The sequence below is a fragment of the Bacteroides nordii genome, assembly GCF_019930665.1.
Taxonomy (GTDB): Bacteria; Bacteroidota; Bacteroidia; order Bacteroidales; family Bacteroidaceae; genus Bacteroides; species Bacteroides nordii.
In genome coordinates this window covers 1,105,752-1,129,224 of sequence record NZ_CP082886.1, presented here as the reverse complement: position 1 = coordinate 1,129,224, position 23,473 = coordinate 1,105,752, and the positions used below count along the sequence as shown (strand labels likewise).

Annotated in this window: 15 protein-coding genes; 2 read left to right on the top strand and 13 right to left on the bottom strand. The window is 38.1% G+C overall.

Annotation, left to right across the window (positions count from 1 at the left end):
- Nucleotide 1: 1 nt before the first annotated feature.
- From K8P02_RS04270 to K8P02_RS04225, 10 genes are all read right to left on the bottom strand, one after another.
- Nucleotides 2-823: a LamG-like jellyroll fold domain-containing protein gene (locus K8P02_RS04270; protein ID WP_002561807.1), complete on the bottom strand. Its 822-nt coding sequence runs from the start codon at nt 821-823 to the stop codon at nt 2-4.
- Nucleotides 824-831: 8 nt separating this feature from the next.
- Nucleotides 832-2,844 (bottom strand): glycoside hydrolase family 97 protein, encoded by a 2,013-nt coding sequence (locus K8P02_RS04265; RefSeq protein WP_122201921.1) that lies wholly within the window; start codon nt 2,842-2,844, stop codon nt 832-834.
- Nucleotides 2,845-2,864: 20 nt separating this feature from the next.
- Nucleotides 2,865-5,963, bottom strand: a complete 3,099-nt coding sequence (locus K8P02_RS04260) for an FAD-dependent oxidoreductase (RefSeq protein WP_122201920.1) — start codon at nt 5,961-5,963, stop codon at nt 2,865-2,867.
- A 60-nt stretch (nt 5,964-6,023) separates the two neighbouring features.
- Nucleotides 6,024-7,286: a polysaccharide pyruvyl transferase family protein gene (locus K8P02_RS04255; protein WP_122201919.1), complete on the bottom strand. Its 1,263-nt coding sequence runs from the start codon at nt 7,284-7,286 to the stop codon at nt 6,024-6,026.
- A 109-nt stretch (nt 7,287-7,395) separates the two neighbouring features.
- On the bottom strand, nt 7,396-9,402 hold the full coding sequence (locus K8P02_RS04250; protein WP_025867993.1) for a RagB/SusD family nutrient uptake outer membrane protein: 2,007 nt from the start codon (nt 9,400-9,402) through the stop codon (nt 7,396-7,398).
- A gap of 28 nt (nt 9,403-9,430) precedes the next feature.
- A complete protein-coding gene (locus K8P02_RS04245) occupies nt 9,431-12,943 on the bottom strand; it encodes a SusC/RagA family TonB-linked outer membrane protein (RefSeq protein ID WP_025867994.1) in 3,513 nt (1,170 codons plus the stop codon).
- A 132-nt stretch (nt 12,944-13,075) separates the two neighbouring features.
- Entirely contained in the window at nt 13,076-14,248 is a 1,173-nt protein-coding gene (locus K8P02_RS04240; RefSeq protein WP_002561813.1) for a FecR family protein, read from the bottom strand.
- A gap of 189 nt (nt 14,249-14,437) precedes the next feature.
- Nucleotides 14,438-15,040: an RNA polymerase sigma factor gene (locus K8P02_RS04235; RefSeq protein WP_122201918.1), complete on the bottom strand. Its 603-nt coding sequence runs from the start codon at nt 15,038-15,040 to the stop codon at nt 14,438-14,440.
- A gap of 294 nt (nt 15,041-15,334) precedes the next feature.
- Nucleotides 15,335-17,347 carry a protein-disulfide reductase DsbD family protein gene (locus K8P02_RS04230; protein WP_025867996.1) on the bottom strand — a complete coding sequence of 671 codons (2,013 nt, stop codon included), beginning with the start codon at nt 17,345-17,347 and terminating at the stop codon, nt 15,335-15,337.
- A gap of 55 nt (nt 17,348-17,402) precedes the next feature.
- Nucleotides 17,403-17,699 (bottom strand): Dabb family protein, encoded by a 297-nt coding sequence (locus K8P02_RS04225; protein ID WP_002561816.1) that lies wholly within the window; start codon nt 17,697-17,699, stop codon nt 17,403-17,405.
- 104 nt (nt 17,700-17,803) lie between these two features.
- Between K8P02_RS04225 and udk the strand changes: the two genes are divergently transcribed.
- Both udk and K8P02_RS04215 read left to right on the top strand, forming a co-directional pair.
- Entirely contained in the window at nt 17,804-18,412 is a 609-nt protein-coding gene (udk, locus tag K8P02_RS04220; protein ID WP_007484842.1) for a uridine kinase, read from the top strand.
- 2 nt (nt 18,413-18,414) lie between these two features.
- A complete protein-coding gene (locus tag K8P02_RS04215; protein WP_025867997.1) occupies nt 18,415-19,806 on the top strand; it encodes an MltF family protein in 1,392 nt (463 codons plus the stop codon).
- 11 nt (nt 19,807-19,817) lie between these two features.
- Here K8P02_RS04215 and K8P02_RS04210 read toward each other — a convergent pair whose 3' ends face one another.
- From K8P02_RS04210 to K8P02_RS04200, 3 genes are read right to left on the bottom strand one after another with little or no spacing between them, the layout of a single operon-like run.
- Complete coding sequence (locus tag K8P02_RS04210) at nt 19,818-20,684, bottom strand: helix-turn-helix domain-containing protein (RefSeq protein ID WP_025867998.1); 867 nt, start codon at nt 20,682-20,684, stop codon at nt 19,818-19,820.
- Nucleotides 20,685-20,718: 34 nt separating this feature from the next.
- On the bottom strand, nt 20,719-22,359 hold the full coding sequence (locus K8P02_RS04205; protein WP_025867999.1) for an efflux MFS transporter permease: 1,641 nt from the start codon (nt 22,357-22,359) through the stop codon (nt 20,719-20,721).
- Nucleotides 22,360-22,363: 4 nt separating this feature from the next.
- Nucleotides 22,364-23,455 (bottom strand): HlyD family secretion protein, encoded by a 1,092-nt coding sequence (locus K8P02_RS04200; RefSeq protein ID WP_223382046.1) that lies wholly within the window; start codon nt 23,453-23,455, stop codon nt 22,364-22,366.
- Between the last annotated feature and the right edge of the window lie 18 nt (nt 23,456-23,473).

Genomic DNA, 23,473 nt, shown 5'->3' with positions numbered 1-23,473 from the left:
ATTATTTATTTATATTTGAAGATAAATAGCGCATTTCTTCCTTCGTCAAAGCACGGTCATATACAGCCAGTCCACCGATTTGTCCCACAAAAAAATTTCCCATTTCCCCGGAACGGTTGACCGCACCAACCGTAAAATCACTTCCCTGATAACCTCCGTCAAATAATCCCAAATCATACTGATAAGGATTACGCTCTTTTCGTACATCCAGATATCCGTTTACATAAACGCTGACTTTTTTCGTATCATAAGTAAATCCGATACATTCCCATTCGGAATACGGAATCTTACTTTTACCAATCGCAGCGTCCATACAATATTTATATCCTTCGGTAGCACCTCCCGTTCCGGACACATGTCCTCCTGCTTGCTGACTACTGCCCCATATCCGTAAATCCAGAAACAAACAATATTGTCTCTTTTTCCGGGTTTCATCCCACATCCCGGCAACCGCTTCACATTGGCTGTATTGTTTCACATCACGCTTAATCCATGCAACAACAGTCACCTCTCCATCCTTTCCATGAATGTTCAATGCAGGACATTGAGCACGAGGTATATAAAACCATTCTCCCTCTTTTATCCGGGCAGAATATTCACCAAAAACACCCTCTTTTACTCTTTCTATAAAAGGAGTTCCTTCTCGTAAGGCATATTGACAACGTCCGGAAGAGATTCTTTCGGTCCCACTCTCTTCCATAAAACTCCAGAAGCATATCAGATTATCGATACTTTCCGGTTTTACTTGTGTTTGTGCCAATATGGGAAATATGTTAAATCCCCAAAAACCAATTAACATAGAAATAATATTAATTCCTCTCATCCGGCTTTCTAATCTTTAAATATTTTCATTATATATCCGCCACCCGGAGCCATTGTAAACGACAACTTTCGTTCAGAAGGTATATCTACTACTTCCCGTTTATAGTCTCGCGCTACTTTATCGGCATTTAATCCGTCCCGAAATATCTCAGCCTTAAAGTTGCCTTCACCTAAAAAGCTCAAATCCAGTTCTATGCTACGTATATCCCAGTTATTAATCGACGCGACATACCAAACATTCTCTTTTTTACGGGCCAAAGTCAAAAACTTCGTTATTTCTCCATTCAAAGCGAGGGTAGTATCCCATACAACAGGAATTCCGGCAATAAAATCGGTACATTCCGTTTCCTTCATATAAGCAGAAGGTGAATCACAAAGCATACTGAAAGGAGATTCAAAAATAACATACTCAGCTAACTGCCGACATCTTGTTCCCTGACTCATAGGTTCACTGTTCACCGGACGATAATTTTGCTTGCTCGCATTACGCATTGTGCCCTGAGTATAATCCAAAGGACCTGCAACCATACGTATATACGGCATAGTCATATCATAAGTGACCTGATCGACATTAGGAGCCGCCCATTTCATGTGTTCAAGCCCCTGAACAGCTTCAAAAGTCAATACATTCGGACAGGTCCGGTTCAATCCGGTTGGTTTATAAGTCCCATGAAAATCAATGATAAGGTTATATTTTGCGGCAGTCTTTGCTGCACTATAATGAAAATTAACCATAGACTGATCATCCCGATCCATAAAATCAATTTTAAAACCCTTTATTCCAATCGCAGAATAGTGCTTACAGACTTTTTCAATATCCTGCATAAACGGGTAAGAACCCGTCCAAAGGACGATACCGACATTACGCTCTCTTCCATATTCGACCAGCTCTTTCAAATTCAGTTCATCTACCACATCCAGGATATCAGTACCTTTATACCATCCGGCATCTATGACGATATACTCTAAATTGTTATCGGCTGCAAACTGAATATAATACTTATAAGTTTCATTATTGATACCAGCAATAAAATCTACTCCATAAAGACTACAACTATTCCACCACTCCCATGCAGCCTTACCAGGCTTTATCCAAGAAAGATCTCCCAACTGATTAGGTGTTGAAAGACGATATACCATATCACTATTTGCCAACTCAGCATCTTTTACGGAAACAATCAGAGTACGCCATGGAAAATTCGTACGTCCTTCACACTTGGCTATATAGTTTTCACGTGTCAATACAACTTCCTGCATATTCTCAACTCCCCCTTGTTTCACAGTACGGGGATAAGGAGCAAAAACACCTTCCAAAGTATCAGAATCTCCTGAATTATTTAGATACATACCCGGATAGTTCAATAAGTCAGCTTCAGTCAGGCAAACCTTCTTTCCATGCCCCAGTTCTACCAATAAAGGCATAAAAGCAAGACGTTTCGGATTCCAGTCTGATAAATTCATGTAAGAGTACGTATTCACGAATGACTTAAAAAACTGCTCCTCAAAAGTTCCTTTATTCCCTCTGTTATCAGCATGGTATCCATTCTCTCTGACATAAGCCACATACGCCTTGGATTGTTTCGGAAAATTGAAAACAGCCTGTTCATTTTGTACACAAAAAGACACTTTCTTTTCAGAAATGAACCGATAAGCTACCCCATCATCATATACCCGGAATTCCAGAGCATAATCTCCCCTGAATTTAAGGAGCAATCCATTGTAAATATCCGCAACGACCTTCTTTTTATAAATTGGAGCGTCTATGTATTCTTTGACCGTCTTGATCTCGGCTTTCCTGAGAACAGGATTCACCCCAAAACCAGTTCCGTCCGTCAATGACATAGACACCGGTGATTTCTCCAAAACGGTATCCTCACCATGAGAAACTGTATATTCCACCTTATCAGTAATATGCACTTTCAGAGAGAGCATCTTATCCGGTGATTCTATATGATAGAATTTCTTTGCCGAAAGCTGAAAAGCCACCAAGGTGAAAAAAAACACCCATATAATTCGTTTCATGTTTTTTATTAGTTTGTCTATTATACTTCAATTGATTTCTTTAGGGGTGATACTTTGAGCGACTTTTTATCCTTGACCAACTTACGCCATGCAGCCCTATCATACCCACCGTCTTTTCCGTAAACACTACACAGTTCATTTCTTGAAAAATACCGGAAGTTTGAGTGGATATCTTCCAAATAGCTAATTAGACACTCGGTTCCTTTCATTGAACCGCAACGGATAGCAGCAACAGCTAATAAAAGTTCCAAATTGGCTCCGTATATTCGCCAGCGCGTCTGATTGTATTCGCTTGTTTTATATCCTTTGATATTAGGATCATCCATCAGCTTCTCGAGATTCTCTATAAACTTGACATCCGGATTACGTTCCAGATAGAAACACAGATTCACAATCCGGTTATAATATGGGATTAATTGCAAATCAATACGCCCCTTGGTATAAGCATCATCGGATACAACCATTTCTCCTCCTGACTTAGTTTCTTCCAGTATATAGTTTATCATCTCATTGCCATCCTCTGTGGCAGGCATCATTCCCAACAAAGCTATGTCTTTATTAATTTGCCAATAAAGTAACTTATCATCATATTTTTCAAAATAACTCGAAGCATGTCCTTCTTGCTGTTCCTGTCTATAGAGTGTCTTCAATTCATCAATAATATAGTTACTTCCCGACGTGTCACCAAACCATGCTAATGCCTTTGCCAGAAATATTTCCGGTCTCTTTTCGAAAGCGGCTTGCAAAAGAGGAAGAATCTGTTTTTTTTCCTGCATGCAACATTTAAATAAAACCGTTTCGTCTCCCGTACTCAGTTTATCCACTATATCCTGTAAATCTACTTTTCTGGCAACTGTTGCATCTGCTGGTAAATAAGAGCTTGCTATTAACTCTTTTTGTACAGGAGTTACATCAAGTTCACGCACATTACATTTCTTTTTTAAAATCTGAGCAGCAAGCATGCCAGTCACATATCCCAATACAGTTATATCAGCAGACATACGCGTAAATTGTAAAGCCTTATATGACTGTCCGATTGATTTTCCGGAAAGCAATAAACCATCAATTTTCCGTGGTACAATCGATCTATAAGGAATATTCACCATGGACATATTATCAAAATGAGGCAACATAAAACCACAACGTGATGACTCTGAACTTGAAAAATAATGAGGGTCATAATCACTCCTTGCCTGTGCAATCGTATCTTCATAACATGTATCGGAAATAATATCTCTGGTACTAAGATTGTACACGGCATTTATTCTACGCGACTCACGGATAGCCAACATAGGATAAAAATCATAAAAATGAGATTCATAATGAGATAAATACAAACCACGTTGAGTCTCCAGTATCTCACAGTTATTAATAATATCATAATCACGGTTATAATCCTTTATTTTAGGTTTAAAAGGAATGTCCCAATGACTATAATTCTGGGTAATTCCCATCCGCGAATCTCCTACACTATAATTTTCTCCTGCAAAATAAGCAACATCTCCATCGCCTGTTGCATCAATAGTCAACTCGGCCAAAATCTTATATAGCCTGCCATTCTGGCAAACCGTTACACTTTTAAGTTTAGTCTTATCAACTTCTGCCGCACATAATATGGCACCATTGATGATTTTGCATTTATGTTCCAAAAGCGATTGCAAATAGTAGTAACTCCGCGGTAAAGTTGTCACTAAATTCGTTTCAGCAGCTACAGTCTTAATTTTTTGCTCTAACTCTTTTATAAACTTATGTTCCTGATATCCTCGATAATAGCCATTTACTCCTGCTACTGTTTTGGTTCCCCCAAGTTCATTAAAATATTCAACTACAACTGTCTGAATCTGTTTTTGAGAAGCTGAAAGAGCAGCCATTGCACCTGCCGTTCCGGCTCCTGCCACCAATAATACAGTTTTGTGTTTATCCAACTTCAGAATATCTACCGGAAAGGGAGATAACGGAGTCATAAACCCATTTTCTTTATAACATTCGGGTACTACATTGCACTCGGCTTTCCCTCCAATATAATAAACCTGAGAGACAGAATTCATATCAGGTGATTTTTCGATTTTTTCTACTAAAGATTTCGCCTGTTCTTTTATACCACAAACTGTCTTACAAGTATAAAATTCCGATGAATTTTCCATATAGTAGTAGTTCTTTATCCCTATCTTTCGAGAATCTATTTCCCCTTCAATATTTAAAGAACATTCTAATGCGGCATATCGTGTCCGTGCTTTAGAAAAAGCCGGGTCCGCTTCCCGGATTTGCTTACTTACCATTGCTGAGAGTAGGCGGGCCCGTTGTTCAATATGACTTAAATCATTATCTTCCGTAGCAAACCGATATTCTACGAAATATTGATCTTTGTCCTTTTTACCTGCATGTACACTTACAGTATCATTTAACAGATTAAGCCCTGATAAATGTAGTTTACCAAGTGAGTTTTTGTGAACAGAATCCATTTCGAGAACAAATCCGGCCTCACGTATCTGGTATTTCTGAGCAAATAATTCCCGGGTAAATAAAACTCCATCAGTAGCATCAACAAAACTCCTGCATGGAATAGAAAAAACTCCATGTTTGGAAGCAACCAACACTCCGGAAGTCTCACTTCTGTCATTCGTTAATATACCACAGACATCATTCATTAACAACACATCCACCTGGTTAACTAATAAAGAGCGAAGCATACCCTTCTTTATACTACCGGCAAACAAAAGAAGTTCGTTTCCGGAACGACTCTTGCGCGGAGATTCCAAAGTATTGTTCAAACTCTCTTCCTGTTCATCTGTCGGAAAAAAAAGATCAAGCAGACTCTTATCCCACTCTTCAAGCCCTTCTGCTGATAACCAAAGTTTTCTTTTGGCTGCAATATCAAATCCCGGAGAAGTACGTTTATCTACAATTAATACTTTCAACCCTTTTTTTACAGCTTCCAAAGCAATAAAAAAACCACATAAACCGGCTCCATTTATGATCATATCATATGATGACACAGGATCGGCTCTCCGAAACACTTCCTGAGTTTCAGTAAGTGCATCGGCAAAAGCAAAATTCCTTCCAACCAATACACCACCCAAAGTCAACAAACCAATATTTAAGAATTCCCGTCTTTTCATTCTCCTTATTTTTTATTCTTCAAATTACCAATTATATATAGATGTGTTTTGTGTTATTATTCACTGATACAATAGATTTCTAATCGACATACATGCTTTCTTATATATATCCGAGATCTCTTGCTGGTTGGTTATAACTTTTCTTTTTGCATCGGGATAATGGATTTCTATTTCAGTCAATCGATTGGCTATTTGAGTTCCAGTTGTCTCTTCTATTTCAAATATCCAATCCGAATATCCTAAATCATAATACATTTGTCCTTTAATGGTATCATCCGGTTGCCTTAAATAAAAGAAGGGTATCCCATTAGCAGCCGCTATTATAGGAGAATGACATTCAAAACTTAATACCGCAAAAGATGCAGCATAGACAGAAGCAGCCTCATCCGGCAACCAATATCCTCTTTTCACAACATATGGTTTTACATCAGCAGGTAGAGAATCAATCAGTAATTCATCCATAAAATCAACCTGATAAGTCATTTCAGGGCAAACCAGCACTTTATTTTTCGTCTCACGTACCCAACTGATAATGGCTTCTCTCAATTTTGAATGATCTTCTTCTTTATATTTATTATTATATGCTTCCACTTCGCATATTTTGGCTTCACTCCACAGATGCCTGTTTTTTATCCGGTAATAAGGTGTACGGCGTAAACGTGGTACGGCACAGATAAATTTGCCCTTTTCCAGACCATTTGCTTTCAAAAAAGCATTTCCTTTTTTCTTATCATGCAGATTAAAGAAAAATGTAGCATCCGGTACAAAGCGGATATGAGTACCTGTGATACCCGCCTGCTTTAATACATCTATGGAAGCCGTCTCACGGGTATAAATAAAATCAGCCTGTTCCAAAAGATTCTTTAAACGGTTATCTACCTTGGGAATAGTTGTTCCGAAAATGCCAAAAGGCTTTCCATTCGTATATTTCACCCAGGCTTCCAAATGATACTGCCCCACAACATAAGGTCCCGAACTATGTATCATTAAGTCTGCCGTTTGGAATGCTTTAAGAACTTCCTGAGCATCCACTTGTGCATTCTTATCAACAGTCCCATGCACAATTCTTATTCTTGGAAAGTTTTTATATAAGAATTCTTCCACCTCTTTACCAACATTCTTTTCCCAAACAATGATATTTGCGTCCGGGAGATAGGTTTCCAATATATGTAGTAGCCCCGGAGTGTGAGCAATATCACCTATATTCACATCCTGCCACCCCGAGACAACCAATATCGTCTTAGGATCACTTTTTTTTGCATTCAGGGTTATACAACTCAATCCAACAAATAGAAATATTAATATTCGTTCTAAGTAATTCATCTTCAAATATGGATATATTGGGGGATACCAATAACAGGTATCCTCCCGTTTGGCAAATAAAATCAGATAAGATAGGGCCCTGATGCCCTATCTTGTTTTAAAAAAGAGATTACAGATCTAATGGCCCTTCTCCGGCCTCTAAAGACCATCCCGGATTTTGATAAATAACCGAGTTTTCTGCCGTTTGAGAATCCGGTGATGTCAACAAGAAGTGCTTTCTTGCAATCGGGTCCAGATAATGAGCACTACAATAACGTAAACCATCAAAGAATAAATTATTGGTTTTAGTAACAGACAATGGTATTAAGTAATCACTCAAACTTGGAGACGACATAATATTCTTACTATCAGCAGCCTGATCATGCAATAATTGTTTTGATGTATATAGCGATTGCATCGGTCCCCATACCTTACAGCCTTTCAGAAGACAAGGGTTCTGATTTAATTGGTCTAATGCTCTCCAACGGATTAAATCTTCATAACGACGTCCTTCTCCTATAAATTCACAACGCCTCTCCCGACGAATATTATACAATGTCTTATCCACAAGAACTCCATGGGAATAAGCTCCCCAATCATTCTGAGCTTCAATATCCATATTAGTATGGTCAATGGTATTCTGATAATTCACATCAACTCCCGCACGTCTACGAATATCTTTCCAATATTTCTCCGCTTTAGCATCAATTCTTCCAGTCTTCTCATAGCAGGCTTCCATATAGTTCAAATAAGCTTCAACAGCACGGAATACAACGAAAGCTGTTATATCACTGGACACCATATTGAAATCATGAGATTGTCCTTTACCCAACAGATAACCGGTCGTTGTAGATTTCGTATAATCTTTACTATAAATCTCAGCAGGACTTGGAAACTCATCATGTGTAACCAACATATTCTCCAATACACGCACCTCTCCCGGAGCCTTCATAAACAAACGCCAACGCCAGTCACGGTTCACTTTAGTATCAGCTATGTAGTCGTCGCCTTTATAATTACTGCCAGTAGCATAATATGGAAGGCCATTCTCCATTAAAAAGACATCGGCAAACTGCTGGGTATATCCTACAGAATAACCATAATAAACTCCACCATTGTATCCATGTTTCACCGGAGTTGCCAAATCAATGGAATAAGTCCGGTACATCACAGCTTCCGGATATGCTGCGGGATCTTTACTTGCAAATAAATCATAGTAAGGATTAACAGCTTGAGAAGCAGACTCTCTGATTGTCTTATTGTTGGCAGTCAATGTTACTTTATCAGCTACTTGTTGAGCTGCATCCATCGCTGCGTCCAGAAAAAAATCTATTTCCGCATCAATACTGCCACTTGGATATTGATAATCCTTCAGATACTCTTTTTGGTTACCGGGCCAATTAGGTCCCAGAGGCACATGTGCCGTTCCTTTATGATGTTTCAGCCAGGTACCTTCAAATAGTGCTACTCTGGATTTCATTATCAGAGCCGCATTTTTATTCAAACGTGTACGACCTCCTTGCGGAGCTGTATTTTTCATCATATCAATCGCCTTATCCAAATCGCTCAGAATAAACCTGGCTACTTCATTACGTGGTCTACGTTTGGAAACTTCTGTCAATGTTTCCAAATCATCCGGCAAAGTAGTCGTTATTATAGGAAAATCTCCTAAAGCTTTCAACTTTTTAAAATATTCATAGGCTCTTAAAAAATATCCCTCACCTATATAATGTTTAACATTGGCCGGATCTCCTTTCAACTCCCCTTTCTCATAACGAGGAACAACCGTCTCCAAATAAAAATTCAAAGGTCTGATATCTGTAAAACTCCATGAACCTCCTGTTGAACCAACTTTAATCTGTCCTGGCATAAATTTGTTATCCCCATTACGTCCTACAGCATTGTCCGTACATATATCACTCCAATAAGGAGAATCAGCAGGATTACCTGTATAGCTATCCAGCTTTGTATAGTAATTAATCGTATATGCAGCAAGATGCGATTCTTCCCATAAATATTTCTCAGGAGATATAGTAGATGGAGGAGTTACATCCAGGAAATCATCACATCCAACCATAGCAAACAATAAAGTATTGACTGCTATTATCTTCGCAATAGAACTATATATATTTTTCATATTCGTAAATTTTCTGATTTATATTCTATTAAAAGGTCACGCTTAAGCCAAATGAATAGGTCTTTGACAACGGATATACCATACCACCCTTAAGACCGATGCCGGCAGTTTCAGGATCCATAGTCTTAGACAGTTTAGTAAATGTAAGCAGATTCTCACCAGAGACAAATAAACGCAGGTTTTGAATATATGCCCGCCTCATCCATTTTGCAGGGAAAGTATACGATAGTTGCAAGTTTTTCAAACGCATATACGAAGCATTCTGCAAATAGCGTGTCTGAGTGGATTTATTCTTATTAGCCCACAAAGGCCGTGGATAATACGCATCATAATTAGCCCCTAAACGACTATCTTCATCACGGAAATAATTCATATGTTCATCAAAAACGACAGACCAGGATTTTCCACCTGATGTTGCTCCCCAAAATACAAAATTCAAATCAGTAGATGCAGAACCGACCTTTGCGTCCGGATAGTAATCCCGCTTTAATACTCCTTGCCAGAACATTGAAATTGCAAAACCTCGCCAGGAAGCATCCAAACTAATGCCTGTACGGAAACGCGGAGTACTATTCCCTATTTTCCTCAAATCACCCATATCATAGATTGTATTTGAGCCATTACTTACCTTTCCGTCACCGTTAGTATCGGCATACATAATATCACCGGCAGCCCACTTACTGCCTAACGCATTTTGTCCACCATTGGGTAATGAAGCTAAATGTGCTTCCATCTCCTCATCGGTTTTTGCTATTCCAATCGTTTCATATCCAAAAATATCTCCCAGAATTTGTCCTTCATAATAAGTACTCAATGAACCTGTCAGATTCGGATATTTCAATATTTTCGTTCTACTGTCTGATAAATTGAATGATACTCCATATTGAAACTCATTAATGCGATCTTTCCAGCCAATCTGCAATTCCCAACCTTTAGTTACTAAATCTGTATTATTGGTTGCAGGGGCACTTGTTCCCAATGTTCCGGGTAGGTCTACTCCAGGTCCCATCATATCTTTTGTAGTACGGCTGTAGATATCAAAAGAACCTGTCAAACGATTATTTAGTACTCCCCAATCAAGACCAAAGTTCAACGTTTTAATCTTTTCCCAAGTTAAAGAAGTAGATATTAATCCTGGAGCAGCCGCTGTATTAGGACGTAAACCGTCAATTAACCAATCTCCCTTTCCTGCGGCGGTTGTCATTGTGAGGTAAGTAGGGTAATAACTTTTAGCATTCTGATTGGCCAAAACACCATAAGAAGCTCTCAACTTCAACAGTTGAATATAATCAGCCGTACCCTTCATAAACTCTTCTCGCGCTATATTCCAACCTAAAGAAGCAGAAGGAGAAGTTATCCAGCGTTTATCACGACGATAACGCGAACTACCATCTCTACGCACATTTACTTCCAGTAGATAACGCTCTTTATAATCATAATTAACACGGCCAAAGAAACCTACTGTACACCATTCATTATAGTTACCTTTCAGCGTAGCATTCTCAACATCAGTAGTTTGATCTAAAACCGGAATATCATCGGATATTAAATCATTGCGCTGTCCGCTAAGCATGCGATTTTTATAAGACTCTAACTGGAATCCTACCATTGCTGCCAGATTATGCTCTCCTAACGCAATATTATAATTAGAATAAAAATTAGGGGTCAAGTGAGTAGCGCGATATGCATACTCATATACACGACTCTTCTTCTGACTCAGATTGGATACATAAGTCTTCAAAGGCTCTGTCGCATAATGCCCGTATACCAGATTCCAAACTTCATGTTGCCAGTCATTGGTAATGCGCGCATTCATTTCCGCCATTATATTCCAATTCTTAACCGGAGTAATTGTCAGTTTCAATTGCTGATATAAATCATCATTCTGCTCCTGTCTTCTACCTCCATTCTCTAAATGCTCTGTATATGTCACATCTGCCAATCGATATCCATTCGGATCAGTTACCGGAATCAACGGAACCGAACGACGAAGTACTTCATTATAGAAATTACTGGACATCTGACTCGGACGCCCATAATCAGTACGTGAAAAACGGGTTGTATAATCCATCTTAATAAAATCTGTTACCTGTGATGAAATCTTACCTGTTGTTGCAAATCGTTTCTGATTATCAGTGCCATAACGCAAAAATCCATCTTGAGTCTGATAATTAACCGACACATAATATGTCAGCTTATCTGTTCCACCACTTACACTCAGATTATGCTCCTGAGATGGTGACCAATTCTTATAATACTCTCTCAACCAATCCACATTGGCATAAGCTGTACCAGTATCCCACTTTCCATTACTATTCGGTTGAATGCCTCCATCATTCAATGTACCGTGCATATAATCCCAAACATTTTGTACCTGAGTATCATCATAAAGATAAGCACCGGCATTATTAAAATTGGCATCATTGAAATAATTTATATAATCCCATGAACTAGCCATCTTTGGCAACATTACAGGAGTTTTAAAACGGAAGTTATTGCTATAATTCACAGTAGACTTACCTTTCTTCCCGGATTTAGTAGTTACCAAAATTACACCAAATGGTGCTCTGGAACCATAAATTGATGAAGCGGCCGCATCCTTCAACACTGAAATATTATCAATGTCCTGCGGATTGATATTCGAAAGACTCCCCTCCATACCATCAATAAGCACCAATGGACTACCACTCGATGTCGAACCAATAGTTGCCGTTCCACGTATATTAATAGAAGGCGTAGCATTTAATTCGGCACCATTATTCGAAGTAGTAATATTAAGTCCCGGAAGTAACCCCTGCAAAGCCTGTACTGCATTTCCTACCGGACGAGCCTCCAAAGATTTAGATTCTATCACTCCTACGGCACCTGTTAGATTTACCTTTTTCTGAGTTCCGAAACCAACAACTACAACCTCATCCATCAAATTGGTTTCCTCATCCATTACTATATCAATAACCTGTTTTTTACCGTTAAAAGTTACTTCCTGTTTTTTCATGCCGACAAATGAAAATACAAGTATATCACCCGGCTGGGCTTCAATTCTATATTTACCATCCGCATCAGTTACTGTACCGGTTTGAGCGCCCTGTACAGCAATGGTCACCCCAATCATAGCTTCACCGGCAATATCAACAACCGTACCACTAACCCATGATTTCTTAGCATTACTTTGCCTGGATTGCTGCTTAGTCTTATCTACCGTTACGATAATCTGCTTTCCGTTCAAATAATATTTAATACCACGGGGAGTTAAAACTTCATTCAAAATACTTTCTACACTTTTATTCTCAGCAAATACAGATACTCTTTCTTTCACAGGGACATCTTCCTCATACAGAATTACATAATTTGTATGTTTTTCTATGGTAGAAAATAATTCTTTAATAGTAATATCACGTACTTGTAGTGAAATATTAGTTTGGGAAAGAGTGTTTTGCGCATTCAATGTGTTTCCTATAATACTAATTACGAAACAGAGCAATTGAAATCCAATATATTTTTTAATGGAATTACATTTATAAATACTTACTTGTGTCCTCATAGTTATCTATGCTTTTATTTTATAAATTCAAATCACAGCTCTAAAAGAAGCTTCAAAAGAAGCATACGATCCCCTATACTAAGGTGGTAGACGATAGTTTCTCATAATAATAAAAAATTAATTAGATGTTATTTATTTGCTATAGCGTTTCTTTTTCTGATACACCTTCACAACATTTGTTTCTTTATTGTATTCAAATGTAAAGGGCGTTGAATGTGACAAATTATGTAATACTTCACTAATAGAATCGTAAAGATTAAGATTTCCAATATATTTCTTTTTCGATACGGAACTATCAAATATAATTTTCACTCCATAGTATTTCTCTAAACGGGTAAAGATATGCTCCAACGGTTCATTCTGAATTTGCATAATACCATCTTTCCAACAGGTATAAGCGTAGGTATCAACCTTTTTTACAACCGAAGAATTCTTTGCATAAAAGAAGCCCTCCTTAGGAATCAATTTATACTTGTTATTATCCGATCCTACTTCAACACTACCTTCTACTAATACCACAGACTTTTGAAGATCTTCTTTATACGCACTCACATTAAACTTCGTTCCTAAAACAGAAACATCAAAATCTTTTGTATGTACAAAAAATGGACGGGATTGATCTTTTTCTACTTCCAGATATGTCTCTCCTTCTATATATATATCACGTCTGTCTTCTAAAAAGGTCTTCGGATACAACAACTTACTACCGGCATTAAGCCAGGCAACCGTACCATCATTAAATCTGATAGCAGTACGTTTGCCCACCGGTACAACCAACTGAATCATCTCTCCCTGCAAATCAGAAAATTTCATTTTCTTCTCTGTGCCTACAACAAAATCTCCTTGTGCCGTCTGATTAATGACTTCATTATTTGGAATAGTAGTTCTTAAACCACCCGAAATAATAAGAATTTCATTGGATGTACTTTGTATTGAGTCAAGCAAAGCTAATACCTCTTCTTTATTACCAACATAATCTCTTCCTATTAATAATAATGACGATACTACCAATATAACGGATATACAAGCAGCACATGCCGTTGAAATCCAATATAGCCTTCTTCTGTTTTTTCTACGATCAACCCGATCCCAGAAACCTTTAAGACTACGTTCAACTTGCAAATCAGAAACAACAGCTTCTTCAACCTTCATATTCTGCAATAAAAGAAATGCATTTTCAATGACTTCACGTTGCTCAGGATGAAGGTGCATCATCTGCTTCAAGGCTTCTTGATCATTTTCCTTAGCAATATTGATAAGTTTCTCATCAAAAATCCAAAACTCTATGTTGTTTCTATTTTCCATTCTATCTTTATTTCTATTAGTAGTACAATTCTATCTTTATTTTGTAATCACTATACAAGACATTTTTTATAGCTATACTACAAAAATATCTTCCACAGGCACAAATATATCATTTAATCACCTTATTATCAGCAAATAAACTTAATACAATAAAAATAAAATTGTTTTTTAAAAGAGATTATTTTCTCATTAGAAATGATAGTCCGAAAACAAAGCGATCATGAATAGTAATACGAAGAAATCATTATTTTCTTTCCTGATCTTTTCCATAGCTCTATATGTCAGATTGCGCGCGGCCTGTTCAGACATATCCATAATCTGGGCTATTTCTTCATATTCTTTTTGATGTAAAAATCGTAAATAAATGATTTCTTTTTGTCGAGGAGTCAAGCTATTAATTATTCTATGTATCTTTTCCTTTAAAGCCTTTAATTCTTCTTCATCTTCAATTTGGGTGTTTTCAACAAAATAAGGTAGTTCAAAGTTTTCAAATTCATCCAGATACAAATACTTTTTCCTTTGTTTTTCATGATTAACAAAGGCATTTCTCACAGCTGCATAAAGAAATGCCTGAATGGTAGAAAAATCTTTTATTAATTGAGGACGAGTATAAAGTTTAACAAATAATTCTTGTATAATGTCATCAATTAATTCACTGTCCATACCTAAACTTATACCATAAGAATAGAGTTTTCTATAATTGTGACGATAGAAGACAGAAAAGGCTTCCTTATCCCCTTCAAGAAACAATTTCCATAAGTCCAGTTCATTATAAGATTCAAAGGTTGACATTCTTTATATTGTTAATGCTAATCAGTAATCGTAAATCATTTGCTGATTTAATAAGTTAAAACATTATTATTCAGCTATCTCATTCATCTCTTTTTGGTGAATTGAAAGTCAGTATATTAGAATAACAAATTTACTCACTATTCTAATTTATGACTTTCAAAAAGAGCTAAAATTTAGATGGGAAAAATTGCCATCGTATTCATTTATCTGATCTTACCTAATAGTGGAATCAGAGGAAATTACTGATTCCACTATTAATAAATTATTCAATCGGCATATCGAATAATCAGCATATTATTTTTCCTTCCGATAGTTTTCAAGCCCTGTTCTCAGGAATTCGATGTATTTAGGAATATCTTCATTATAAGCATAAGACTTATTCAAAGGTTTTCCTTCATTATCTATCAACACATAGAATGGTTGGGCATTGGCACCAAACTTCACACGTTGCAGATAGCTCCATTTATCCCCTACGGTACGCAAAGTACGTTCCGTTCCGTTCTCCATAATCTTCACCGGTTCAGAAAGCGGAGTCTTGTTGTCTACATATAAAGTGATCAATACATAGTCATCATTGATGATTTTACTTACTGTCGGATCAGTCCACACAGCAAGCTCCATTTTACGGCAATTAACACAACCATAACCTGTAAAGTCAAGCATGACCGGCTTATTGTGCAATCTGGCATACTCCATCCCCAAATCATAATCATCAAATTTAGCATGTACCTCATTTGTATACAGATTGAAATCCTGCGTTTTCATAGGTGGAGCAAATGCACTAACGGCTTTCAATGGTGCTCCCCATAAACCGGGTACCATATATACTGCAAAAGCAAGTGATACGAGCGCCATAAAGAAACGGGATACGCCTATTTTGGTATCATCATCATCGTGAGGAAATTTAATCTTACCCAACAAGTAGAAACCAAGCAACGCAAAGATCACAATCCACAAAGCCAGGAATGTTTCGCGATCAAGAATTCTCCATCCGTAAGCCAGATCGGCGACAGATAAAAACTTCAAAGCAAAAGCCAATTCGATGAAACCAAGTGTTACTTTTATCACATTCATCCAGCCACCAGACTTCGGCATAGACTTCAACCAGGATGGGAAAAGAGCAAACAGTGTAAACGGAAGTGCCAAAGCAATGGCAAAACCAAGCATGCCGATAGCAGGAGCTATCACACTACCTGTGGTAGATACCTGTACTAATAAAAATCCAATAATAGGACCTGTACAAGAGAAAGATACCAGTGACAGAGTGAATGCCATCAAAAAGATACTAATCAGACCTCCTGTAGCTTCTGCCTTACTATCCACTGCATTACTCCATTTTGAAGGAAGCGTAATCTCAAATGCACCAAAGAAAGAAGCTGCAAATACAATCAGCATCAAACAGAAAAGAATATTAAAGACAGCATTGGTAGACAAAGCGTTCAATGCACTCGCACCAAAGATAGCCGTAATAGCAAGTCCCAATGTAACGTAAATCACAACGATAGAAGCACCATATGTCCAAGCATCACGGACGCCTTTCTTTCTATCTTTACTACGTTTCAGGAAGAAACTTACGGTCATCGGGATAATAGGCCATACACAAGGAGTGAACAGTGCAAGCAACCCTCCCAAGAATCCGGTAATAAAGATATAAATCCATGACATATCTTCCTGAGAATGTTCTTCGCCATAAGCTTGTAAATCGTCAATTACCGGCTTCCAAAGGATATCAGCAGAAACGACCGGTTTTACAACTGCAGCAGTGTCTGCAGATGTAGCAACAGTTTCAGGTTCAACCTCTGCCTCTTTTTGAAGCTCAACTTTAGACTCTGCTACCGGTTCTGTAGCCTTTAAGGTAGTTTTGCCTGATAAATTAAACGGAACCTGTGTCGGTGGTAAGCAACTTTCGTCATCACATGCCCCATATTCCAGATATCCTTCAATAGTATATGTACCGGCAATAAACTTTATCTTCTGAACAAACTGTGCAGTACTCTCAAAATAACGCACTTTCATTTGGAAAAGTTTATCAAATGTTGAGATCTCATTTCCTACCGGCTTCAGCTTGCCAACCAATTCCAAACCATTCTTTTTATCGACATTGAATGTTGCCGAGATAGGCCCGCCATCACCTAAGTTAGTAGAATATACATGCCATCCCGGATCAATGGCAGCAGTAAATATTATTTCACCTTCAGTGTCAGACAGTGCTTTCAACTCTGTCTTAAACTTTACAGGATCTTGAATCTGTGCATGAGCCGCCAGGACAACAAACATCAGCAACAAAAAAGAACATAATTTTCTCATTCTCTATTCAGTATTTTAAATTATAACAGTTATGCAAACGCTCTGGTTCACTTACTTATTCATAGTCCACACACGCACGGCTTTCTTTTACTTCAGCTATAATTTTGCCGGCAGCTACATGGAGAGGATGAGTAGCATAGAACTTCACATCATCCAAGTTATCAAACTCACTATATAATGCAATATGCCACGTCTCACCCGGATTGGTATTTAATCCCACTTCGATTTTACGAATAACAGGAATTACAGCAGGAAGAGCTTCTATCGCCTCCTTAAATTTATTCATCACAACCAGCTTCTCGGCTTCCGGCACTTCATCCTTTAACTTAAATAATACAATGTGTTTCACCATAACGTTGCTATTTTAATTTATTGTTTATATATTTGTCAGCCGAAGCTGCATTATCTTTTCAATGCAAAATTACTCTATTTGTTTTAAATATACACTATGAACAGATGTTAATAATAGGAATAGCAGGCGGAACAGGTTCGGGAAAGACCACCGTCGTACGGAAAATTATTGAAAGTCTCCCAGCCGGTGAAGTTGTATTGCTTCCACAGGATTCATATTACAAAGACAGTAGCCATGTCCCTGTTGAGGAACGACAGAATATCAACTTTGACCATCCGGATGCATTTGAATGGAGCCTGCTCTCAAAACATGTTTCTATGTTGAAGGAAGGTAAAAGCATAGAACAACCTACTTATTCCTATCTTACTTGTACCCGCCAATCTGAAACCATCCATATTGAACCGCGTGAAGTGGTTATTATTGAAGGGATTCTTGCCCTTTGCGATAAAAAACTGCGCAATATGATGGATCTTAAAATTTTTGTAGATGCCGATCCGGATGAACGTCTGATACGTGTAATACAACGGGATGTAGTGGAACGCGGACGTACAGCTGAAGCTGTTATGGAACGTTATACGCGTATATTAAAACCAATGCATCAGCAGTTTATCGAACCTTGTAAGAGATATGCCGATCTTATTGTACCCGAAGGAGGCAACAATAATGTGGCAATTAATATCCTGACAATGTATATTAAGAAACATTTGAAATAAGAATGACAGTCCGGCGCTCCATACTGCCTGTCTTCCTCATCATCCTCTTTTCTGTATTGGCCTGTAGACACAGACACCACCCGACAGAAGAAGTGGGAGCATATGATTTGGCACAGATTAAAGACAGCGGTGAACTGGTCGTACTGACATTATACAGCTCAACAACCTATTTTATTTACCGCGGACAGGAAATGGGGTTCCAATATGAGTTGAGCGAACAATTTGCCAAAAGCCTGGGTGTAAAGTTACGCATTGAAGTAGCACGAAATGTATCTGAACTAATTGAAAAGCTTCTGGCTGGTGAGGGTGATCTTATCGCATACAATCTTCCTATCACCAAAGAATTGAAAGATAGCCTGATCTATTGTGGAGAGGAAGTTATTACACATCAGGTAATTGTACAGCGAAACAATGGTAAAACAAAACCAATAACCGATGTAACGGAACTTATCGGTAAAGATGTATATGTAAAACCCGGTAAATATTACGACAGGCTCGTCAATCTGAACAGCGAACTGGGAGGCGGCATACAGATTCACAAGATAACAGGTGACAGTATCACAACCGAAGATCTTATCACGCAAGTAGCACAAGGAAAAATCCCCTACACAGTGGCAGATAACGATTTGGCAAAGTTAAACACCACTTATTATCCGAATCTGAATATCAAACTCTCTATCAGTTTTGATCAGCGAGCATCATGGGCTGTACGGAAAGACTGCCCTCAACTGGCTGCTGCCGCAGACAAATGGCACGAAGATAATATGACTTCACCGGCTTATAGTGCCAGTATGAAGCGATATTTTGAAATCAGTAAGGCAGTTCCTCACTCCCCTATTCTCTCATTACGTGAAGGAAAAATTTCTCATTACGATAAACTATTTAAAAAGTATGCAAAAGAGATAGATTGGGACTGGCGTTTACTGGCATCACTGGCCTACACGGAATCTAACTTTGATACAACAGCTGTATCATGGGCAGGAGCCAAAGGCTTGATGCAGCTTATGCCCCAAACAGCACGTGCTATGGGAATACCTCCCGGCAAAGAACAAAATCCGGAAGAAAGCATTAAAGCAGCTGTGAAGTATATAGCAAGCACTGACAGGAGTCTTAGAATGATTCCCGATAAACAAGAACGCATTAAGTTCATTCTTGCTTCCTACAATGCCGGATTAGGACATGTATACGATGCCATTGCACTGGCTGATAAGTATGGAAAAAATAAAAATATATGGGACAACAATGTAGAAAACTATATCCTGCTGAAAAGTAATGAAGAATACTTTACCGATCCCGTTTGTAAAAACGGTTACTTCCGTGGAATAGAAACATATAACTTCGTGAAAGATATTATGTCAAGGTATGAGTCATATAAGAAAAAAATAAAAGAATAATCATTTAAGACCTATCCTTTACGGTATTGTTGTGGCGACTGTCCTGTTTGTTTTTTAAAAAATGTACCAAAATAAGAAGCATTCGGAAAATTGAAGTAATCGGAAATCTCTTGAATACTTTTTTGAGTATTTTTAAGCAGTGAAATACTTTTTCGGGTAATAGACCTGAATATTAATTCCTGTACCGTATAGCCACAGATGGACTTAGATAATACAGAAATGTATTTAGGGGATAAACAGAGCTTACCTGCATAAAACTCTACACCACGCTGTTCTGTATAATACTCATCTATCAACTGAATCAATTTAATAAAAATTTCATACTTACGTCCTACTGAAGATTTCAAATTAATGGGTTTACGATTATAAATGGAACATATCCGGTATGTCAATCCTAAGAGCAGAAGCTTCTGTTCGTACCGGCTGAAGGTATTGTCTTCCATTTCCAAAGTACTATCCAATAAGGACATGTATTTCAATACTTCCTCTTCATCTCCAGTATTCCAGACATAACACGGCTCTGTCCTGAGCTGTGAGTACAAATACATGGAAGCTACAGAATTACCTATAATATCCCGTATCGGCTCTATCTGATAAACGAGAATAAACAGTTCTACATTCTCAGATTCCTGAAGCACCTGAAAAAGAGAATCTTCCGGTATAAAAAGAGTTTCTCCAGCTTTTGCTGAATAAATTTTCTGATTGAGGGAAAACATAAAACTCCCCCGACGGCAAATTACCAACCCTACACCATTAATAAGAAATGGCTCTTTTAAAGAAGCAGGAAAGGTATGGAGCATACCTTTCGAGCTGCAAATATTCTCCTTGTTCAGTAGTGCATAATTAAGACGGGATAAGCGTTCTTGCAAAATATTCATCATATAAAAATTACCGATTCACATTAAAACTGTGCTAAGTTAGTAATTTTCGCTTAGGATAAGGTATCACAACCGCAAATATCATACAAATAAGGCAGGCATATAATGTCCAGCCAGCCATCTCTTTTACGGCCGAGAGCGTGGCTTGTACTTGAATACGCCCTTTAGTGGATATGGCAGCCATGTTTATAGATTCAGTCCTGCTTTTTCCTTGATATTGCATTCCTTTCATGGTCTGAATAAAAGAGGAGGATGCTTCGGGATGTAACATATCCACATTCTGTGCATAACGTGTGATGTAGTATTGCTGTCTTTCCTGCAATATATTAGTATAGAGAGCCGTACCGATGGATGGGGCCAGTACCATACGTACGGTAAGCATAGTACAAATCCAAGAAGACAGAAACTTATAAGGCATGCGCTGGGTTGCAAATGTAGGTATCAACGAATAAAGTAGCATCATACCTGTGGAACGGATTATAACCGGATACTTCATACGTTCATACAATCCGGCACCTTGGACTTCAAAATACATAAACATAGCAGACAGTCCCAATAAAAGAAAACCAGCGGCAAATAAATATTTGAAATGCACTCCTTTTACACTAAGCCAGATAGTTACAATACCACCAATAAAGTACCCCAACATACTCCAATTGCCCAATGTAGCATTTTGGAAGTTATCCAGTTTCATGCTTATCCCTGTAAATACATTGACAAACATAGCACTGGAATTCAACACCATCAACAGAAAATATAGCAGAAAACCAATACGAATAGTGCGTAATTTGAATACATCCAGTTGATAGTAAGGATTGCGCTGAGTGGCTTCTATGTAAATGAATATGCCCCCTGTAATGATAGCACCGACCGTAGCCCATTGTATGGCAGGATTATCATACCAATCAAGTACCTTACCGTAAGTCAGTATATAAGTGATACAGAGCAACATAATACTAAATATAGAAGCATTACCGAACTGTTTGAAATTAATAGGAAACCGCCGTGTAACATATTTATGATAAGGCATCGTAATAAATGTAATGAGAATACAAAGTAACAACAGCCCCATCATGAAATAGTAAACATATTGCCATTCATATTCAAAAGCAAGCCATGCAGTAAGCGAGGTCCCTATTTGTCCCAATATCATAAAGAACAGGTAAATGGCCGGCTGTGCAGCACTTCGTTCGATATCCAGTTTATCCCATCCTTCTCCGGTTGCCGGTTCATTACCAGGAGTGATTTTCTCATAAGCTTCAATATGCCCTGCATACTTGATAAGTGTAAAAAGATTAACCATCATCAATACCATCCGGAGAAATCCCGTAAACAGACTACAAAGCGCCAACAGAAATACACTGTCTGTCTTAGCGCAGATATAGCTGAATATGTACATCAACGAGAAACCGGCAATGCACATCATTTTCTCTCTGCGAATAAGTACTAATCTATATAAAAAAGGACAGAAAGCTGCCATACCTATAGAAGTGGCGAAATTAGTGAACTGGATATGTTCGGAAATAATCCCCAATCCGTTCATCATCTCAGTACTGTTTACCGAATAAGTCCCTCCTACCGTAAGTATCGGAAGGAAAAACAATATTAGGATAATGATGCCTACCGGTTTCGGCACCCAATTGTAGAAAGGATAATTTTTAGGGTACGATGGCATAGCTTCAGAGTTTTACTTTTACAACTACCATCATACCTGCCGCCAACCTCTCATTGTCTTCTTTAGATAAATTAGTAAAATCAATACGTACCGGTATACGTTGTTGTATTTTTACGAAGTTTCCGGCAGAATTATCCGTGGGAACCAAAGAATATTTGGATCCTGTAGCACCGGAAATCGCCGTTATTTTTCCGGTAAATTTTTTATCACTGATGGCATCCACTGTAACAATAACCTCCTGTCCCAGATGCAGGTTCTCTATCTGAGTCTCTTTATAGTTGGCAATAATCCATTTTTGAGTATCAGGAAGAATATAAGTAATCGTTTGTCCCGCTGTAATAAACTGTCCTTCTTCTAAAGTACGACGCCCCAACTTACCGTCACAAGGAGCTGTTACTACCGTATACGAGAGATTAAGTTTTGCCATTTCGAGGGCTGCCGTTGCTCGTTGAATAGCAGCCTCTGTATTCTCACGACGGTGTGAAACTTCATTTACTCCTGATAGAGCCGCCTTTTGTTGCCGCTTTACTGCTTCAAGTTTTTTATGAGTTGCTTCATATTCCGTTTCTATCTGCTCCAATTGTATGGGAGTAGCTGCATTTCTTTTAACCAGGTTCTGATACCGTTGACGGTCTTTCTCCAATTTGACAAGACGTATTTCTATCTCTGCAATGGAAGCGTCATAAACAGAGGCTGTGGTTTGGGTAGTTTGCAAAGTTACTCCAATAACAGTAGCACCTGCCAATGCGTCTTTCAGTGCTGCTTCGGCCTCCATTACCCGTATTTTGTATTCACGGTCGTCAAGTACCAATAATGTATCCCCTTTATGTATTTCCTGATGTTCGGTGAAACAAATCTTTTTAATATACCCCGATGCACGCAAATTGATAGGGGATATATATTGTTCTATTTGAGCATCGTTACTGGTCTCACAACTTTTGTAATTCAGAAAAAGGCACACCACCTGAATTATCCCCCACGCAATGATCACGATTCCCAACATACTGACTACTATTTGCCAACGGCGTAGTTTTTTCAGTTTATTTGCTTTCTCCTGATGTATACTTGCTACACTGTCGTTTTCTTTTGTTCTCATATCTTTTGTATTGTTTTA

What these genes read in the sequence shown, in the direction of transcription:
- K8P02_RS04225 (WP_002561816.1), bottom strand. Translation starts at nt 17,699, where the DNA reads ATGGTGAAACACATTGTATTATTTAAGTTAAAGGATGAAGTGCCGGAA.
- K8P02_RS04245 (WP_025867994.1), bottom strand. Translation starts at nt 12,943, where the DNA reads ATGAGGACACAAGTAAGTATTTATAAATGTAATTCCATTAAAAAATAT.
- udk (WP_007484842.1), top strand. Translation starts at nt 17,804, where the DNA reads ATGTTAATAATAGGAATAGCAGGCGGAACAGGTTCGGGAAAGACCACC.
- K8P02_RS04250 (WP_025867993.1), bottom strand. Translation starts at nt 9,402, where the DNA reads ATGAAAAATATATATAGTTCTATTGCGAAGATAATAGCAGTCAATACT.
- K8P02_RS04235 (WP_122201918.1), bottom strand. Translation starts at nt 15,040, where the DNA reads ATGTCAACCTTTGAATCTTATAATGAACTGGACTTATGGAAATTGTTT.
- K8P02_RS04260 (WP_122201920.1), bottom strand. Translation starts at nt 5,963, where the DNA reads ATGAAAAGACGGGAATTCTTAAATATTGGTTTGTTGACTTTGGGTGGT.
- K8P02_RS04205 (WP_025867999.1), bottom strand. Translation starts at nt 22,359, where the DNA reads ATGCCATCGTACCCTAAAAATTATCCTTTCTACAATTGGGTGCCGAAA.
- K8P02_RS04265 (WP_122201921.1), bottom strand. Translation starts at nt 2,844, where the DNA reads ATGAAACGAATTATATGGGTGTTTTTTTTCACCTTGGTGGCTTTTCAG.
- K8P02_RS04210 (WP_025867998.1), bottom strand. Translation starts at nt 20,684, where the DNA reads ATGAATATTTTGCAAGAACGCTTATCCCGTCTTAATTATGCACTACTG.
- K8P02_RS04230 (WP_025867996.1), bottom strand. Translation starts at nt 17,347, where the DNA reads ATGAGAAAATTATGTTCTTTTTTGTTGCTGATGTTTGTTGTCCTGGCG.
- K8P02_RS04215 (WP_025867997.1), top strand. Translation starts at nt 18,415, where the DNA reads ATGACAGTCCGGCGCTCCATACTGCCTGTCTTCCTCATCATCCTCTTT.
- K8P02_RS04255 (WP_122201919.1), bottom strand. Translation starts at nt 7,286, where the DNA reads ATGAATTACTTAGAACGAATATTAATATTTCTATTTGTTGGATTGAGT.
- K8P02_RS04240 (WP_002561813.1), bottom strand. Translation starts at nt 14,248, where the DNA reads ATGGAAAATAGAAACAACATAGAGTTTTGGATTTTTGATGAGAAACTT.
- K8P02_RS04270 (WP_002561807.1), bottom strand. Translation starts at nt 823, where the DNA reads ATGAGAGGAATTAATATTATTTCTATGTTAATTGGTTTTTGGGGATTT.
- K8P02_RS04200 (WP_223382046.1), bottom strand. Translation starts at nt 23,455, where the DNA reads ATGAGAACAAAAGAAAACGACAGTGTAGCAAGTATACATCAGGAGAAA.